This is a genomic window from Maribacter flavus (assembly GCF_008386635.1).
GTDB lineage: Bacteria > Bacteroidota > Bacteroidia > Flavobacteriales > Flavobacteriaceae > Maribacter > Maribacter flavus.
In genome coordinates, this window is the sequence record NZ_VUOE01000002.1 from 638,025 (window position 1) to 654,188 (window position 16,164).

Here is a 16,164-nt window from a genome sequence, read left to right on the forward strand (position 1 = left end):
CCATGTCTCATTTAAAAGTCATGCATCGAATTCTGGGGCTTTTCGTGCTTTTTGTTAGTATTGGATGTGACCAAAGGTCCAAGGAAGCGGATATGTATGATTGGGTTCCCCTAACCGTTACGGCCACCGCCTATAATTCCTTACCGGGGCAGACGTCCTATGAGCATCCGGAGATAACGTCCTGGGGCGACTCCATCAAACCGGGGGTCAAGTGGATCGCTGTCTCCAGAGATCTTTTAAGGCAAGGATTGCGACACAACACCTTGGTAAAAATCGATACATTTGAGGGAATCTATATCGTAAAGGACAAGATGCACCCCAGATGGCGCAATAGAATCGACATTTATATGGGTGAGGACAAAAAGAAGGCCAAGGAGTGGGGGCGGAGAAAGGTCCAGATACAGTATGCCGTTCTAAAGAAAAAAGACACCGTAAACGAAATTCAAAAATGAAGGTTATAAAAATACTGGCCTTAGTTGTCTGCCTGACATCCTGTTCGGTGACCCGTACCATTGTGGACAAGCCCATTACCTTTGATGACGAGCGAAGGATATTGACCTTGGAATATATGCAGGACAGATACGGATTGGTAAAGGAATCCCCGAATATCATACCTAAAATGATCGTGCTGCATTGGACCGTAATCCCAACCTTTGAAAAATCCTTCAACGCTTTTGATTCGCCAACCTTGCCCAATTCCAGGCCCGATATCAACGCTGCCGGGACCCTGAACGTTTCCTCCCAGTTTATGGTGGACCGCGATGGTACCATTTATAGACTAATGCCCGAAACGACCATGGCCAGGCATGTTATAGGCTTGAACCATTGTGCCATAGGTGTGGAGAATGTGGGCGGGGACACAGGACAACCCTTGACCAAGGCCCAGCTAAAATCCAATATTTGGCTCGTTCGCTATTTGGCGGAAAAATATGATATCGAATATCTGATCGGACATTATGAATACTCAAAATTTGAGAACCATCCCTTATGGTTGGAGCAGGACGAAGGCTATAGGACCCAGAAGACCGACCCGGGAAACGATTTTATGCAAAACGTTAGAAACGCCGTAAAGGATTTGAACTTTAAACCTATCCCTGAATGAAACCCTCGTCGAGGGATTTTGTATGGAAAGTTAAGTACCTCTACGAAGACCCGAGGTGTAATTTGAACCTATTGTCTTGACCAAAGGTGTCAGTTCGAGTGATTTTTCGCAATGCAATGAAGAAAAATTGTAGCGAGAACCTTTTTAAGGCCGAAAAGGAGCCTGCCCTGAGCGAAGGCGAGGGGTTCTCGATACACTTGATTTTCGATGGGAAAAATCGAAAATCAACCACTCGAACTGACATTTTTGTATAATATTTTTAAAATGTACGAGGAGTAATAAAAAAGTAAATATTTGATAATAGACATTTTAACCAAATTTCAAACGAATGAAAAGATTTCATTGTGTTATCATTGCTTTCTTAATCCTGACAATTTTTACCAGCCAGGCACAGGATATAACCGAACAATTGTACGAGACGTATGACAAATATAAGGAACCCACGCTTGGGAAAAGAAGAATAAAGCACGCCGATCTACAACCCTTGTTGGAGAAATTCAGAAGGAATCCGAAGTTCACGGTGAATAAGGTTGGCACCTCCATAGGTGGAAAATCGCTTTCCTTGGTCAGTATTGGTAGCGGTGCAACCGATGTTTTTTTGTGGTCCCAGATGCATGGGGACGAGCCCACCGCCACCCAGGCAATTTTTGATATCCTTAATTTTTTGGACAGTCCCGATTTTCAGGAAGAAAAGGAAGCGATGCTTTCCAACCTGACCATTCACTTTTTGCCCATGCTCAATCCGGATGGGGCGGAACTCTTTCAACGTCGTAACCTGTTGAGAATCGATATCAATCGGGATGCCCTTCGTTTGCAATCGCCCGAAGGAAAGACCTTGAAAAGGGTGCGGGATAGCCTGGATGCCGATTTTGGATTTAACCTGCACGATCAAAGTACCTACTACAATGCAGAACGGACGGAGAAGCCTGCCACAATTTCCTATTTGGCCCCTGCTTTCAACTATGAAAAGGATATTAATGAAGTACGCGGAAATGCCATGAAAATCATTGTTTTCATGAACAACATCCTACAGAAATATGCACCTGGACAAGTAGGTAGGTATAACGATGCTTTTGAGCCTAGGGCTTTCGGTGACAACATCCAAAAATGGGGCACTAGTACCATTTTGATTGAATCGGGTGGGTATCCTGAAGACCCGGAAAAACAGGAAATCCGAAAACTTAACTATGTCTCCATTTTATCGGCCATCTATACCATAGCCAAGGAAAATTTCAAGGAAATCGATATCTCGGAATATGAAAAAATACCGGAAAACGATAGGATGCTGTTTGACCTAAAGATTGTAGGTGCGACCTATAATCTAATGGGTGATTCCTATATTTTGGACTTGGGCATCAATCAGGTGGAGGTGGATTATGAGGACCATGATAATTTTTGGTACAGCAGTAGGATTTGGGATCAAGGCGATTTATCCACCTATTACGGTTATGAGACTTTGGATGCCGCAGGTCATGAAATTGTTCCGGCAAAGGTATATGGTCAAACGGTTTCCACTATGGCCGAAGCAAAAAAGTTGGATGCCAAAAAATTGTTATCCGAAGGCTATGGCTACCTTAAAGTATCCGATATTCCGCTAAAACAATTGAATTCGCCCATACCCTTGCACTTGGTGGGCGATAATTTTAAGGCGCCGGATTTACGACTCCAGCCTGGTATCAATCCCACTTTTTTCCTTAGAAAGGATGGAAAGTATACGTTTGCGGTCATCAACGGTTTTCTTTTCGACCTAGCGTCCGAAAACATTACTATTCCCAATGCCATGATTTTTAGAAAATAATCTAGTAACCAAATTGTACATTCAAATAATGACCATGTTTTAAAAGAAGATATAACATGGTGAACAATATGGCTACAATTCCCGAGAATATGAGTAAAACCAGACTTTTAAGAGGGTTTGGCAAAATGCCCAAAGCACTTTTCCAATAAATTTCTTTGAGTACATCCATGACGTTTAATTTTTAAATTGAACATTCCAATAGCCTTTAGGATGTGTTTGTTTGGTATTCTTTGGGGTTATTATAATATATAAACAATTATCGGACCACCAAACCCTACCAGAGATTCCTGAAATAAAAAAGGGCGGCAATTGCCACCCTTAGTTTAAAATATTCAGTTTTTTCCTAGTCGATACTAGCTGTATCTGCATCCATCAAGGCGAAGAATTTGTCCAAATTTGGAAGGATTACGATTTTGGTCCTTCTGTTCTTGGCCATATTTTCCTTGCTGTCGTTTTCTACCAAGGGAAGGTAGCTACTTCTACCGGCAGCGATCAACTGTTTTGGATTTACATTGTATTCGTTCTGTAGTTCGCGAACAATGGAAGTCGCCCTTTTCACACTAAGATCCCAGTTATCCTCGAACAAGGGAGTATTGATAGTTCTGGAATCCGTATGACCCTCTACCATTACTTCCATACTGGGTTCGGAATTGATGACATCGGCCAATTTCTTAAGTACATTATCGGCTTTGTTGCTAACCCTATATCCAGCAGTGTTGAACAACAATTCATCAGAGATGTTTATCATTACCACGGTTTTGTCAATGCTTACGTCCACATCTTCCCCTTCGTCCGCGATGGATTGTTTCAGTTTATAGGAAACTGCCAAATTCATGGAATCCTGAAGTGTTTTGGCTTCGGCTAGTTTTGCTGGATCTACGTTTTCCAAGGTCTTTCTCATGTTTGCCTTGGTATTGTTGCTCATTACGGCAACATCATCCACGGTAGTGTACTGACTGTCGTTTATTTCCTTAAGTGAATTTATTTTGGAGTTGTACTCTTCCACTCGGGCCTCTATTTTGGCCATTTTAGTTTCCAACTCTTCTTTTTCTACCTGGGTCTTGGTCAATCTACTTTGCGTCTGTGCCAAGTTGTCCTCCAAGGCCACGTATTTCTTTTTCGAAACACAGGAAGATAAAAGTACAATGGATGCTACTCCGATTATTGATAATTTTTTCATTTCAAGTGTGTATTTAGTTAATAATCTTTCAATAACATGTACGGGAATTTTTTGGGAATGGATTTTTTGGAATGGCAATGTTTTGGAAATCGACCTCTTTTTAAAGGCTTTAAATTGTTGATATAAAAAGGTTTAGGCTGTTAAAATTTAGATATAAAAAAAGAGGCAATTTTTGCCTCTTTTTAAATCAATCGGTATATTTTTTTACTCGCAACCGCCGGTAAATCCATTGGCGTTGAACTTGGTCTGTACCGCACCTTGTCTCGTACCCGTATTTACCTCGATGGCCAAATTATTTTCTCCACTGCCGTCCCGTTTTGGACTGCAATATTCGAAGAGGTAGAAGCTGTTCGCCCGCTCCGAAACCTTTTCTGAAATCTCGTTAAAGGTATCTTCCAAATCATCCTTGTTACTTGCAAATACGCTGGAAGTCTTCCCTATATCCATCAATACCTGTGTATCGATTTCGCTACCCAATCCAATACTGAAAAAAGAAATATTGGAATTGGCGTCGTTCACTTTTTTGAGTGCTGCCTCTTCGGTAAACCTGGAAGCCTGATCCGTACCATCGGTAAAGATGACCACGGAAGCGGCACCAATCTTGTCTCCACTGGTTGTTTTATTAATAATGTCCGTTGCGATATCGGTCGATTTTATGACCGCTCCGTACAGATCCGTTGATGGGTCGGTACTGATGTTATCGGTAATTCCATTGATGGATGTAATCAATTCGTCTTTGGAGGATGTAAGTTCGTTCAACAAATGCAGTTCATTTTCACCATCGAACCAATAAATGGCCATTTTGAAGGAGTCGGACTCTGCATCGGGCATCACGTTGTCCACAAAACTGGCACTGGCCATTTTCAGTTCCTGCAAGCTGCTTTCCAAGACACTGTTGCTCAAATCCAGCACCAAAAGGGCGTTGTTGGAGAATATCTGTGAATTTGGGGAAATACGTGCAAAAGATTCAGACGTGGAAATGGTATTGAAACAATCGTCATTTCTTCCCTGCTCGTAAATGGTAAATTGCTCTGCCGTTAATCCGGGTACGGGATTTCCATTGGTATCGGAAACCCTAAAGAATATGGATACTTTTCCAGGTAAGGTCGTATACTGGTCCTGGATTGAGAGCACGAGTTCACCTTCTTCCAGCCCCAAACAATCGTCCACGGGCACTCCTTTTCCAAGGCCATCACCCAAATTAAGGTTTAGGTCTACATCGTCATCGGCATTACCACAGGAAACAAAAAGAGAAAGCGCAAATAAAAAACCAAAGGTTCTTAGGAACAAATTCATAGTCATACATTTTGAGTTCATCAAGCAGAACGCACTTTCCGCTCGGAAATTATGGGCCATTGAAAAAATTATGTTAAAGAGTGTTAAAGAAAGTACCCAGTCTTTAAAAAACAGGCGGGATTGGGTAATTTTCGCTAATTAGTGGGCAAAACTATAGCAACTGCCATTCAAAATGACGCACGAACTCAAAAAAATTTTTCAGGAGTATGGAAACTTACGGGCCAAAGGTCTCAAAACTGTGTTGGCCAGTGTGGTCGCCCTGGACGGCTCTTCGTATAGAAGGCCCGGGGTTCGTATGTTGATCTCTGAGGACGGTACCATGGTTGGGGCGGTTAGCGGGGGATGCGTTGAGAAGGAGGTGCTTTTTCAGGCCGCGAGCGTTTTTAAGACCGACACCCCGAAAATGATGACCTATGACGGTAGGTTTCGTTTGGGTTGCGAGGGAATACTATATATTCTAATTGAGCCATTTCAACCGACAGAAGCACTGCTCAAGGGCTTCCATAGGTCCATAAAAACCAGGACTCCGTTTAAAATTCTTTCCTATTACGTGAAGGAATACGGGGAACATGCCAATATTGGTTCCCTGTTTTTATTTGATGAAAAACCGATTCCCCTGGGTGCAGGACCCGATTCAACTGAACGTTCAACTTACGAGCAGACCCTAAAACCGTGCTATAAACTGGCCATCGTAGGCGGGGAACACGATGCGGTAAAACTATCCAAAATCGCTCTGGAAATGGGATGGGAGGTTTCTGTAAGCGTAGTACCGTCTGAGGGAAAGATCATAGCCGATTTTCCGGGCATCGACGAGCTTTGGAACGTGGAACCACAAGATTTGCCCATAGAGAAAATCGATGATCAAACGGCCTTGGTGTTAATGACGCACAGTTACGTGAAGGATCTAAAATACCTACATGCGGTAAAGACATGTAAACCTATGTATTTTGGGCTTTTGGGACCTTCCAAAAGACGGGAAAAACTATTCAATGAGTACATCGATTTATATCCCGACGAGGACTATGCTTTTTTTGAGAGCATTCATGGACCGGCTGGAATCAATATTGGTGCCGAAGCTCCGGAGGAAATCGCCATTGCCATACTTTCGGAGATTTTGGCGGTGATACGAAACCAGGAACCCATCATGTTGAAGGACAAGAAAGAAGGCATCCATAATTGAAATCGGTCCAGAACATAGGCGTTGTTGTATTGGCCGCTGGAAAATCCGGTCGGATGCAGGATATCAAGCAATTATTGCCATGGAAAGGTACTTTTTTATTGCAATATGTGCTGAACCGCGTAATGGAACTGGAAGCCAAAAGAATTGTGGTCGTCTTGGGTGCCAATGCCCAAAAAATAAAATCTAGTTTAAAAACCGACCCCTCTTCCACGGATATCATTGAAAACGCCACATGGGAAAAAGGTTTGGGAAATAGTATAGCCGCCGGTGTTCGATATCTTAGGGAAACCTATTCTCCTTTGGATGGCGTGTTGATATGTCTTGCCGATCAGCCATTGGTCACCCCAGACTATCTAAACCGTATGTTGCTTGAATTCTCAACCCAAAACGTTTCCATCGTAGCCAGTAACTATGGAAAAAAAATGGGCGTTCCGGCAATTTTTGGACCGGATTTGTACGATGCACTATTGAAGCTGGACTCCGATTATGGGGCCCGGGACATACTGGGTTTCAATACATCCGTCACCCTCGGCCTGGATGCCCAAGGGCTTTTGGCCGATATCGATACTCCGGAAGCCTATCAAAAAATCTATAACGAAAATCACTACTCATAAATCCCTTTTTATGAAGAAACTAAATAGCCTTATCGCCGCTGCCACTTTTGTAATTGCCTTACCTCAAGCTGTTTTTTCACAGGAAATGAGTTTTGAGGAATACAACCCTACCTCAACGCTCGTCGTTCCGGGTGCCGAGATAAAACAGGCAAAATTCCGATTTATAGACGTCCACAGCCATCAGCGGGACATGTCCGTCGAAAAACTGGGCAGCCTTTTAAAGGATATGGAATCCTTGAACGAGGGGGTTATGGTGAACCTCAGTGGTGGTTCGGGGGAAAGTCTCAAGGAGAAGGTCGATAATATCCAGAAAAGCTATCCCAATAGGTTTGTGGTGTTCGCGAATGTAGACTTTGAAGGAGCGGATGGTGGCGAATGGGGTCAAAAGGCCGCTGCCCAATTGGAGGCGGACATCAAAAACGGGGCAAAGGGACTCAAGGTTTTCAAAAGTCTTGGGCTTCGCAATACCGATGCTTCAGGTAACAGATTGGCCATTGACGACTCCCGTTTGGACCCTATTTGGGCCAAATGTGCGGAAATGGGCGTACCCGTCTTGATCCATGCAGCCGACCCTAAGTCTTTTTGGGACGATATGGATAGCGATAACGAACGGTGGCTGGAACTAAAAACCCACCCCAGAAGAAAACGTTCAAATACAGATCCCGCACCTTGGGAACAGATTATACAGGAACAGCATAATGTTTTTAAAAGACATCCAAAAACGAAATTTATCAATGCCCACATGGGTTGGCACGCGAACAATTTGGGGAAACTGGGCGAATTGTTGGATGAGATACCCAATATGAACATTGGTATCTCCGCCGTAATCGCAGAATTGGGTCGGCAACCGCAACATGCCAGGGAGTTCTTTATTAAATATCAGGATAGGATACTTTTTGGAAAGGACAGTTGGAACCCGGATGAATTCCCCACGTATTTTAGGGTGCTGGAAAGCAACGATGAATATTTTCCCTATTATAAGAAGTACCACGCCTTTTGGGCCATGTACGGATTAAACCTACCGGACGAGGTGCTCAAAAAAGTATATTATGAAAATGCCCTGAAGCTCATACCAGGGTTGGACAGGACATTGTTTGAATAAGGGTCTATATGGCGGTTTCGACATCTTTTTGTGGAAGCTTTTCAACATCTTGAAAAACACCACAGGAAATTTCCCTTTTTACCAAGGAGGCCGACTTCTTCCTGTTGGTCAGTGCCTCAATTTCTTTGTTCAAATATTGCATGATTGAATGTTTTAGATGGAAACGAATTTCATTTTTATTTGTTGCATGCCAGCAAATTAAATCCAATCCAAAATGATTTTTGTCCCTTTATGTGATTTTTTTGACACATTGCATACCTATAGGTAAATGAAGAAAACTTGCATGGGGAATAGCGATGCTTTTGCAGAGGTAATACGGGAACATCAGGGGTTACTTTACAAAGTTTCCGCTATCTACACAAATAATGAACAGGATCGGGAGGATTTGTTTCAGGAAATCGTCTATCAGCTTTGGAAGTATTTTGACAGTTTTAGAAACGAATCCAAGATCAGTACTTGGATGTATCGGGTGGCCATGAACACGGCCATTACGCATTTGAAGAAATCAAAACGCATCCCGAAATCGGAACCCATCAAGGAATCCCTGGTTAGTATGGCGGAGGGCACTGACGACCTTTTTCAGGAACGCGTGCGATTGTTACATCGTCAGATTGAAAAAATGAACTCCTTGGAAAAGGGTATCATGCTGCTGTTATTGGAGGGGAAATCCTATCAGGAAATAGGGGAAATAACGGGATTGAATACGTCCAATGTGGGAACTAGGATATCCCGAATCAAGGAAAAACTTAGAAAAAACATGGTAAAAACATAAGCAGATGGAATTGGAAGAATTACAGGCGAATTGGATGGCCATGAGCCAGGAATTGGAAAAGCAAAAAAAATTAACGAACGAAATAATAATAAAGATGACACGGAACAACTATCGGAACAAATTCAGCAAACTCAACAATTACGAGAACGTAGGGGCCATTATATGCTATATAGTGGCCGGGTTTATACTTTTAAATTTCTGGAAACTGGATACCTTGTACTTAAAGCTTTCTGGAGTATTTACACTAGCTTTTTTAACGATTTTGCCCACCTTGGTGCTGCTTTCATTGCATCGGATAAAAAACCTTGATATCCTTACAAAATCGTATAGGGAAAACCTTATAACTTATACCAAGGAAAAAAAGCGACTCCTAAAACTTCAGCAAATTGCCATTGCCGTGAGCTTTATTTCCCTAGTGTTCTCGCCGGCCTTGGCCTTAAAGCTGCTCAGGGACAAGACTTTGATCCTTTCGGAAATGAAACCTGAACAGATAATAGCCATGGTATTTGTTATCGTTCTTATGGTTTTTGTAAGCCGATGGGGCTATAGAAGCTATAAAAAGGTAACGAATTCTGCCGAAGCCCTGTTGGAGGATTTGGAAGCATGATTATTCCGTTAATTTCTTTTGGATGTAATTGAGGATCAACATCCAGTTCATTTTTAATAGGAGGGAGGCGGTGGGCACGTTGTCATCGGCAATGGCAGAAATTATGGCCTCATGCTGATTGTCGGATTTATTGTAAAAGGAATCGTCCGAAGTAAAGGCACGCTCGTAAAAGAATATTCGGGTTCGTAAATCTTGCAGGATTTTTAACGCCAGTTCGTTTTCGTACCCTTTGGTAAGCAGGTGGTGAAATTCCAAATCGGCCTGAATCCGGCTAATGGCATCTTGGGCATTTTCGAATACATCCTGTTGCTTTCTAAGCGCGTCGATATGATCCCTATTGAATTCCGAGTTTTCAATGGCCATAACCTCTAAGCTGGCCACCAGTCCGTAGAGGTCCTCGGCTTCCTTAACATCAAGCTCCGCAATGATAAATCCTCTGTTAGGTACTGCCTTTATGATATGGGACTGCTGTAGTTGGGTCAATGCCTCCCGTATGGGGGTCACACTAACTCCCAATTCCCTGGAAAGGGCGGCCAGGTTGATGGTCTTACCAATGTGCAGCTTCCCTTGTTTCATTTCAAAAAGCAAATAATCCCGTACCTGGTCCCTTAGGTTTATTTTCTGGATCATTTTTCAAATATAATATATCGTATATGATTTTAACTCTGTTTTTGGCGCTCTAGTATGTCGATTGGAGTCGGCAGCCGGAAATTATTCGTTGAAATGCACGGCTTGCGTGCTCTTAAACCATACTATTTGTGTTAGTTGCACGTTTTTATGGTTGTAATAGGTAACCCTTTAAACAAATCAAAAAAATAAACAGATGAAAATTTTGAAAAACACGTTGAAGAATTTAAGTCTTTTGGCCACTGTCCTGATACTAGGGTACAGTTGTAGCGATGATGCCGAAAAGGACAATGATATAGTACTTTCACAAGCCGACTTAGAGGCGGTGCTGGAAACGGACGATATTGTAGGTGGTATCGATGTTGCCCTGTTCGAACTTTACAACAATAACGGTAGCACTGCAAAATCGATGGTCAATGAGTGCTACAGTGCCCAGTATACGGATACGGGATATGTGGCCACATTTAACAATTGTGTCCTCAATGGCACCGAAAATATTAACGGAACTCTTACCGTGACCTATAACACCGACGGGGAACAAGGGTCTTTTTCGGCCAGTTATGAAGATTTTTATGTGGGTGAAATTAAAATCAATGGAACCAGATCATATCAGTTAAGTGCCAATTCTGAAGGAAATAGTGTTTCATTTTCGGTAACTAGCAACCTTACGGTTGAAATGGCCGATGGCTCCTTAATTTCCGACGAAGGCGAAAGGTCTTTTACCCTTACTTTTGGTGATTCGCTTGAATCGACTACCTATAGCATTGCTGGAACTTGGACCGTTGTTTACGAAGGAAATACGTACAACGTTACGGTAAATGCTCCGTTGACAAGTAGTGTTAACTGTGGGTATGTAGCCGCCGGTGATATGACCGTTTCTAAAAATGGCCTTACCGTAAATGTAGATTTTGGCGATAGTACGTGTGATAACGTTGCCACCATTACCTACCCAAATGGAGTAGAAGAGGAGATTACCCTGCGTGACTAAAACATTTGCCCTTACAATGGCAGACAAAAAAAGGATAAGATTGATGAGGTCTTATCCTTTTTCATTTTATGTGTATGCTAAACCAAAGCTATGACTTCCTTGGCAGCTACCCAACGGACTTTACCTTTGGTCAGCCTTTTCGCTTCGGTTATTGAATGTTTGATAAAAGTTCTCATGTTGTTCGTTTTTGTCCCGAAATGAATCGGGGTCTGATTGATGATTAATTGATTGATTGATTGATGAATTCCGGATTAATGGGTATGGTTTCTAACCTCGGCCCATTGCACGCGTTTACTGTTTCTAAAATTACTAAAGAAGGAATGTCTTCTAGCTTCCGTAGGTGATTGTCTGATAAAAGTTCTCATGTTGTTCGTTTTTGTCCCGAAATGAATCGGGAGCTAATTGATGATTAATTGATTGATGATTAATGACTGATGACTGATTTTTCTAACTCCTAACTCTTCAATGCGTATGGTTCCTAACCTCGGCCCATTGCACGCGTTTACTGTTTCTAAAATTGCTAAAGAAGGAATGTCTTCTAGCTTCCGTAGGTGATTGTCTGATAAAAGTTCTCATGTTGTTCGTTTTTTTATGTCCCGAAATGAATCGGGAGCTGATTGATGATTAATTGATTGATGAATTCCGGATTAATGGGTATGGTTTCTAACCTCGGCCCATTGCACGCGTTTACTGTTTCTAAAATTGCTAAAGAAGGAATGTCTTCTAGCTTCCGTGGGTAATTGTCTGATAAAAGTTCTCATGTTCTTCGTTTTTTATCCCAATATGTATCGGGTTGATTAATTTATTTTCTAACTACTAATTGATAATTGCTGTTATATCTAGGAGACGAAGATGGATTGTATTTGTTACAGTACTATGTAATAAAAGGTACTATTTAATATAAATATTTTAATTAAAATATTGAAAATCAATCAAATAAAATAAATGTTAAAAATATGCTAAACTAAATTCAGGGTTGTAATTGGACCTTTAAGAACTAAAACTTAATACCGAAATTATTATAAAACATATGCTATCTTTGGGGTAGTTTAAAGAAAAGTTAGGAATCTTGCTCCGACCAATAATTGGAATCTTTCTCTCAACCCTAGAGATGAAATTTTGTAAAAGGCTACTCAAACTTCTGTTCTTTCTTTATTAAAAATTAAATAGCAACTTAAAAATCGCGAATGGCAAAATCACAGCAAACCTTCAATAAAACAGAAAAAGTAAAAAAGAGATTAAAAAAGAGAGAAGAGAAGCAGAAAAAGAAAGAGGCGCGCAAACAAGCTTCAAAAGAAAGCGGGTCTTCCGGAATCCCCATTGCTTATGTTGATTTCAACGGAAATTTGGTGGATACGCCGCCAGATCCAACAATGAAGGTAGAGATAGATGCAGAAGATATTGTGCTGGGAATACCAAAAAAGGAAGAAAGCGATACAGAGGAATTTGATCCAGTCAGAAATGGTAAGGTTTCTTTCTTTGACTCTTCAAAAGGTTTTGGATTTATTATTGATTCCGAAAATAATGAGAAGTACTTTGTGCATGTAAGTGGCCTCATTGATGAAATATTTGAAAACGACAAGGTTTCCTTTGAACTTGAAAAGGGAATGAAGGGTATGAACGCTGTCAGGGTCAAGAAAATCTAATTACCTTGAATATTTATATAACCCAATGACCTTACTTAAGCGTAATACGGGACTTATTTTACTTGCTTTTTTTGCCATTTACGTTATTTGGGGCAGTACGTATCTTTTAAATAAAATTGCGGTTACGGAACTGCCGGCATTCATGTTGGCAGGTATACGTTTCATTACTGCGGGAAGTCTTATTTTTTTAATCGCCAAATTTTTAAAAATTCCTTTGGTAGTTACAAAGCGCCAGTTGGGTAACTCCATCATAGCCGGTTTTCTATTTTTGACCTTTGGCAACGGTGTAGTCGTGTGGGCATTGAAATTCGTGGATAGTGGTTTTGCCGCCCTTGAGATATCCGCCCAACCACTCGTGGTATTATTGCTGATGCGAATACTACAGAATAAAAGAATTCAACCCATGTCCTTTATAGGGGTAGGATTGGGCATGATAGGCATATATCTTTTGGTGAGCCAAAAACAGATCATTTCACAGGACGGTGCGCTTCTAGGAATGATACTTATATTTTTCTGTATGATCAGTTGGGCCTACGGCAGTCTTTTTGTGGGAAAAGCGGATCTGCCGCCCAATTACTTCGTAAATACCGGATACCAAATGGTAACCGGGGGAATACAACTGTTTTTGATCAGCGCACTTATTGGGGAGGAGTGGATTTCTCCTGTTGATTGGAGTGTGCCCGTAAAATGGTCCATGCTTTTGTTGATCTTGCTGGGCAGTATTGTAGCTTTTACGGCTTTTAACTATCTGCTCAAAGTGGTGTCCCCAGAAAAAGTAGCAACTTCCACCTATGTTAATCCGATCATTGCCATGATTTTGGGTTGGTATTTTTTAAAAGAGGAGATTACCTTACAATCCGTCATTGCGGCCCTGATTTTGCTTACCGGGGTCTATTTTATCAATACGAAAAAACGAATCACCCTGTTTTCAAGGTTTACCTCTAAGAAGTTGGGCTGATAAATCAGCTATTGTTTCCACCGAACCTTCCTGCATGCCTTCCAATAAAATGGAACCTACCCGTACGCGAATAAGTCGCACTGTAGGATAACCCACTGCAGCCGTCATTTTTCGAATTTGCCGAAACTTTCCTTCGGTCAGAATTATTTTAATCCATGATGTAGGGCGGTGAAGTCTGATTCGTAATTTTGGATCGGCATCGGGCAGGGTAGGGGCTTCCTCTAATTTTTCCACCCTACAAGGTTTGGTGGTATAGCTTTTCCCAAATAGTCCGATAGTGACACCAGCCTTAAGCTTTTTAATGGAAAGGGAATCTATGCTACCGTCCAATTGTGCCCAGTATTCTTTTTCGATTGCGCCGCTATTGATGGTATCGGCTAATTTTCCATGGGTAGTAAGCAATAACAGCCCTTCGGATTTTTCGTCCAAACGACCAATGGGCATGGTACCTTCGGGAAAATCATAGAGTTCGGTCAAAAACCTCTTGTTCCGTATTTGTCTTGCTTCACCCGATGTCATCTGACTCAAAAAACCAACGGGTTTGTACATTTTAAAATGGGAATGGACATCCATCTGAACGGGAATTGGTTTAGCATCAATTGGTCGGAAAGATACCCTTTTTATCGCATGGATTAGCATTCGGCCATAGAAGACCGTACCTTTGCAACCTTCAAAAGAAAAGGAGTACATGCAAGAGACCGTATACGAGTTACAGGAGAAAAAGACGGATAAAGAGCTGTATAGCTATCAGCAGGGAGCCATCCAACAAATTTTTGAAAAGTTTGACAACGAACGTGAGGATTACCATCTTTTGTACCAATTGCCTACAGGTGGTGGTAAAACGGTCATCTTTTCGGAAATCGTCCGTCAGTATTTAAAAAACCATTCCAAAAAGGTATTGGTCATGACCCACAGGGTGGAGCTTTGCAACCAGACCTCGGACATGCTTACTAGTTTTGGCGTGGTGAATAAAGTGGTCAATAGCAAGGCAAATTTGGACGATCAGGAAAAGTACAGCTGTTATGTGGCCATGGTGGAGACCTTGAACAACCGTTTGAACGATGATAAATTGGATATTTCCGATGTCGGTCTGGTCATCATCGACGAGGCCCATTACAACTCCTTCACCAAATTGTTCAAATTCTTTGAGAACTCCTTTATTTTGGGCGTTACGGCAACGCCGTTAAGTTCCAACAAGGAAACTCCCATGAACGGCAATTACGATGAGTTGATACCCGGGGAGTCCATTGAAAATCTAATAGAGAACGATTTTTTGGCCCGTGCCGAAACCTATCACTATGACATGGGGCTTACCTCCTTGGAGGTGGGGTCCAATGGGGATTATACCGTAAAATCCTCTGCCGACCTGTATACGAGTCCGGCCATGTTGAACAAATTGTTGGAAGCCTATACCAAACATTCCAAGGATAAAAAGACGCTGATATTCAATAATGGTATAGAAACTTCCATTCAGGTCTACTATACGTTCAGAAATGCCGGATTGCCCATCATGCACCTAGACAATACCGCGACGAAAAAGCAGCGAAAGCAGATTTTAAAGTGGTTCAAGGAAACCCCAAATGCCATATTGACTTCGGTAAGTATTCTGACCACCGGTTTTGATGAACCTACCATTGAGAGTATCATCCTGAACCGTGCTACAAAGTCCTTGACCTTATACTACCAAATGATCGGTAGGGGTTCACGGGTACTGAACAACAAATCTAAATTCACGGTCATCGATTTGGGTAATAATTTATACCGATTTGGACCGTGGGGCGCCGATTTGGATTGGGAGGCTATTTTCAAGTCGCCCAATTATTACATGGACAGGATCCGTGATGATGAGGATATCGAGGCCGGTTTCAAACACGACCTATCCGAGGACATAAAGGAGGAGTTCAAAAACTCCAATGAAACCTATTTTGATATCCGCGAAACCTATGAACAAGCTACATTGGCTGGCGAGTCCTCCAAGGTGGTTCTGGAGCGTTCCATAGAGCAGCATGCCTATATCTGTATAGAAAACAGCGAGGATGTCTATGATGCCCTGGCCTTAGCCAAATTGTTGAAGGAGGATATTGACAATCGTATCCATGTCTACGCCAAGTGTATCAGTAAAAGTACCCATAATTTCCTGAGTTGGTTGAAGGATGACTATCAAAAGAAATTGAATGCATATCTGCGGGAAAATTTTGATTCGGTCTACGAGAATATTAACGGGCATCCGCCGGAGGAGTAGTATTTAGGTTTATCTTATTATCTCCTTACTAAATCGCCCATTACTTTTCCTA

Annotated in this window: 17 protein-coding genes; 12 read left to right on the forward strand and 5 right to left on the reverse strand. The window is 41.9% G+C overall.

The genetic code is table 11. The annotated features are described in order from the left end of the window. Positions 1 to 20 precede the first annotated feature (20 nt). The 3 genes from F0361_RS13130 (at position 21) to F0361_RS13140 (ending at position 2,900) form a co-directional block, all read left to right on the forward strand. Positions 21 to 452, forward strand: a complete 432-nt coding sequence (locus F0361_RS13130; protein WP_154920255.1) for a 3D domain-containing protein — start codon at positions 21 to 23, stop codon at positions 450 to 452. Beyond that, on the forward strand, positions 449 to 1,102 hold the full coding sequence (locus F0361_RS13135) for a peptidoglycan recognition protein family protein (protein ID WP_154919123.1): 654 nt from the start codon (positions 449 to 451) through the stop codon (positions 1,100 to 1,102). Before F0361_RS13130 ends, F0361_RS13135 begins: the two co-directional genes overlap by 4 nt. Before the next feature lie 328 nt (positions 1,103 to 1,430). After that, complete coding sequence (locus tag F0361_RS13140) at positions 1,431 to 2,900, forward strand: M14 family metallopeptidase (RefSeq protein WP_154919125.1); 1,470 nt, start codon at positions 1,431 to 1,433, stop codon at positions 2,898 to 2,900. A gap of 343 nt (positions 2,901 to 3,243) precedes the next feature. Here F0361_RS13140 and F0361_RS13145 read toward each other — a convergent pair whose 3' ends face one another. Further along, positions 3,244 to 4,080, reverse strand: coding sequence for an OmpA/MotB family protein (locus F0361_RS13145; RefSeq protein WP_154919127.1), 837 nt, complete (start codon positions 4,078 to 4,080; stop codon positions 3,244 to 3,246). Between the two features lie 204 nt (positions 4,081 to 4,284). Then, entirely contained in the window at positions 4,285 to 5,376 is a 1,092-nt protein-coding gene (locus F0361_RS13150; protein ID WP_154919129.1) for a vWA domain-containing protein, read from the reverse strand. Positions 5,377 to 5,548: 172 nt separating this feature from the next. Here F0361_RS13150 and F0361_RS13155 point away from each other — a divergent pair, with 172 nt between their 5' ends. From F0361_RS13155 to F0361_RS13165, 3 genes are read left to right on the forward strand one after another with little or no spacing between them, the layout of a single operon-like run. Then, positions 5,549 to 6,556: an XdhC family protein gene (locus F0361_RS13155; protein ID WP_154919131.1), complete on the forward strand. Its 1,008-nt coding sequence runs from the start codon at positions 5,549 to 5,551 to the stop codon at positions 6,554 to 6,556. Continuing rightward, positions 6,553 to 7,170: a nucleotidyltransferase family protein gene (locus F0361_RS13160; protein ID WP_154919133.1), complete on the forward strand. Its 618-nt coding sequence runs from the start codon at positions 6,553 to 6,555 to the stop codon at positions 7,168 to 7,170. The genes F0361_RS13155 and F0361_RS13160 overlap by 4 nt, the downstream gene beginning before the upstream one ends. Before the next feature lie 10 nt (positions 7,171 to 7,180). Beyond that, a complete protein-coding gene (locus F0361_RS13165; RefSeq protein ID WP_154919135.1) occupies positions 7,181 to 8,272 on the forward strand; it encodes an amidohydrolase family protein in 1,092 nt (363 codons plus the stop codon). A gap of 4 nt (positions 8,273 to 8,276) precedes the next feature. Here the strand turns inward: F0361_RS13165 and F0361_RS18785 are convergent, their stop codons facing one another. Further along, entirely contained in the window at positions 8,277 to 8,414 is a 138-nt protein-coding gene (locus tag F0361_RS18785) for a hypothetical protein (protein WP_170258003.1), read from the reverse strand. Between the two features lie 126 nt (positions 8,415 to 8,540). On the opposite strand from F0361_RS18785, the gene F0361_RS13170 reads away from it, so the two are divergent. Both F0361_RS13170 and F0361_RS13175 read left to right on the forward strand, forming a co-directional pair. Further along, positions 8,541 to 9,044: an RNA polymerase sigma factor gene (locus F0361_RS13170; RefSeq protein ID WP_246160887.1), complete on the forward strand. Its 504-nt coding sequence runs from the start codon at positions 8,541 to 8,543 to the stop codon at positions 9,042 to 9,044. A 4-nt stretch (positions 9,045 to 9,048) separates the two neighbouring features. Beyond that, positions 9,049 to 9,651, forward strand: coding sequence for a hypothetical protein (locus F0361_RS13175; RefSeq protein WP_154919137.1), 603 nt, complete (start codon positions 9,049 to 9,051; stop codon positions 9,649 to 9,651). On the opposite strand, the gene F0361_RS13180 is transcribed toward F0361_RS13175, so the two are convergent. Beyond that, on the reverse strand, positions 9,652 to 10,281 hold the full coding sequence (locus F0361_RS13180) for a GntR family transcriptional regulator (protein ID WP_154919140.1): 630 nt from the start codon (positions 10,279 to 10,281) through the stop codon (positions 9,652 to 9,654). A gap of 193 nt (positions 10,282 to 10,474) precedes the next feature. On the opposite strand from F0361_RS13180, the gene F0361_RS13185 reads away from it, so the two are divergent. The 3 genes from F0361_RS13185 to F0361_RS13195 all read left to right on the forward strand — a co-directional run bounded on the left by F0361_RS13185 (position 10,475) and on the right by F0361_RS13195 (position 13,870). Then, on the forward strand, positions 10,475 to 11,266 hold the full coding sequence (locus F0361_RS13185; RefSeq protein ID WP_154919143.1) for a hypothetical protein: 792 nt from the start codon (positions 10,475 to 10,477) through the stop codon (positions 11,264 to 11,266). 1,187 nt (positions 11,267 to 12,453) lie between these two features. Then, the gene (locus tag F0361_RS13190; RefSeq protein WP_138259666.1) at positions 12,454 to 12,912 is read left to right on the forward strand and encodes a cold-shock protein; all 459 of its coding nucleotides are present in this window, start codon (positions 12,454 to 12,456) and stop codon (positions 12,910 to 12,912) included. A 25-nt stretch (positions 12,913 to 12,937) separates the two neighbouring features. Then, complete coding sequence (locus F0361_RS13195; protein ID WP_154919146.1) at positions 12,938 to 13,870, forward strand: EamA family transporter; 933 nt, start codon at positions 12,938 to 12,940, stop codon at positions 13,868 to 13,870. Here F0361_RS13195 and F0361_RS13200 read toward each other — a convergent pair. Continuing rightward, on the reverse strand, positions 13,841 to 14,443 hold the full coding sequence (locus F0361_RS13200; protein WP_154919149.1) for a pseudouridine synthase: 603 nt from the start codon (positions 14,441 to 14,443) through the stop codon (positions 13,841 to 13,843). The genes F0361_RS13195 and F0361_RS13200 overlap by 30 nt on opposite strands. Positions 14,444 to 14,558: 115 nt before the next feature. Between F0361_RS13200 and F0361_RS13205 the strand changes: the two genes are divergently transcribed. Beyond that, positions 14,559 to 16,112 carry a DEAD/DEAH box helicase gene (locus F0361_RS13205; protein WP_138259663.1) on the forward strand — a complete coding sequence of 518 codons (1,554 nt, stop codon included), beginning with the start codon at positions 14,559 to 14,561 and terminating at the stop codon, positions 16,110 to 16,112. The last annotated feature ends 52 nt before the right edge of the window (positions 16,113 to 16,164 follow it).

What these genes read in the sequence shown, in the direction of transcription:
- F0361_RS13130 (WP_154920255.1), top strand. Translation starts at nt 21, where the DNA reads ATGCATCGAATTCTGGGGCTTTTCGTGCTTTTTGTTAGTATTGGATGT.
- F0361_RS13135 (WP_154919123.1), top strand. Translation starts at nt 449, where the DNA reads ATGAAGGTTATAAAAATACTGGCCTTAGTTGTCTGCCTGACATCCTGT.
- F0361_RS13140 (WP_154919125.1), top strand. Translation starts at nt 1,431, where the DNA reads ATGAAAAGATTTCATTGTGTTATCATTGCTTTCTTAATCCTGACAATT.
- F0361_RS13145 (WP_154919127.1), bottom strand. Translation starts at nt 4,080, where the DNA reads ATGAAAAAATTATCAATAATCGGAGTAGCATCCATTGTACTTTTATCT.
- F0361_RS13150 (WP_154919129.1), bottom strand. Translation starts at nt 5,376, where the DNA reads ATGAATTTGTTCCTAAGAACCTTTGGTTTTTTATTTGCGCTTTCTCTT.
- F0361_RS13155 (WP_154919131.1), top strand. Translation starts at nt 5,549, where the DNA reads ATGACGCACGAACTCAAAAAAATTTTTCAGGAGTATGGAAACTTACGG.
- F0361_RS13165 (WP_154919135.1), top strand. Translation starts at nt 7,181, where the DNA reads ATGAAGAAACTAAATAGCCTTATCGCCGCTGCCACTTTTGTAATTGCC.
- F0361_RS18785 (WP_170258003.1), bottom strand. Translation starts at nt 8,414, where the DNA reads ATGCAATATTTGAACAAAGAAATTGAGGCACTGACCAACAGGAAGAAG.
- F0361_RS13170 (WP_246160887.1), top strand. Translation starts at nt 8,541, where the DNA reads ATGAAGAAAACTTGCATGGGGAATAGCGATGCTTTTGCAGAGGTAATA.
- F0361_RS13175 (WP_154919137.1), top strand. Translation starts at nt 9,049, where the DNA reads ATGGAATTGGAAGAATTACAGGCGAATTGGATGGCCATGAGCCAGGAA.
- F0361_RS13180 (WP_154919140.1), bottom strand. Translation starts at nt 10,281, where the DNA reads ATGATCCAGAAAATAAACCTAAGGGACCAGGTACGGGATTATTTGCTT.
- F0361_RS13185 (WP_154919143.1), top strand. Translation starts at nt 10,475, where the DNA reads ATGAAAATTTTGAAAAACACGTTGAAGAATTTAAGTCTTTTGGCCACT.
- F0361_RS13190 (WP_138259666.1), top strand. Translation starts at nt 12,454, where the DNA reads ATGGCAAAATCACAGCAAACCTTCAATAAAACAGAAAAAGTAAAAAAG.
- F0361_RS13195 (WP_154919146.1), top strand. Translation starts at nt 12,938, where the DNA reads ATGACCTTACTTAAGCGTAATACGGGACTTATTTTACTTGCTTTTTTT.
- F0361_RS13200 (WP_154919149.1), bottom strand. Translation starts at nt 14,443, where the DNA reads ATGGATGTCCATTCCCATTTTAAAATGTACAAACCCGTTGGTTTTTTG.
- F0361_RS13205 (WP_138259663.1), top strand. Translation starts at nt 14,559, where the DNA reads ATGCAAGAGACCGTATACGAGTTACAGGAGAAAAAGACGGATAAAGAG.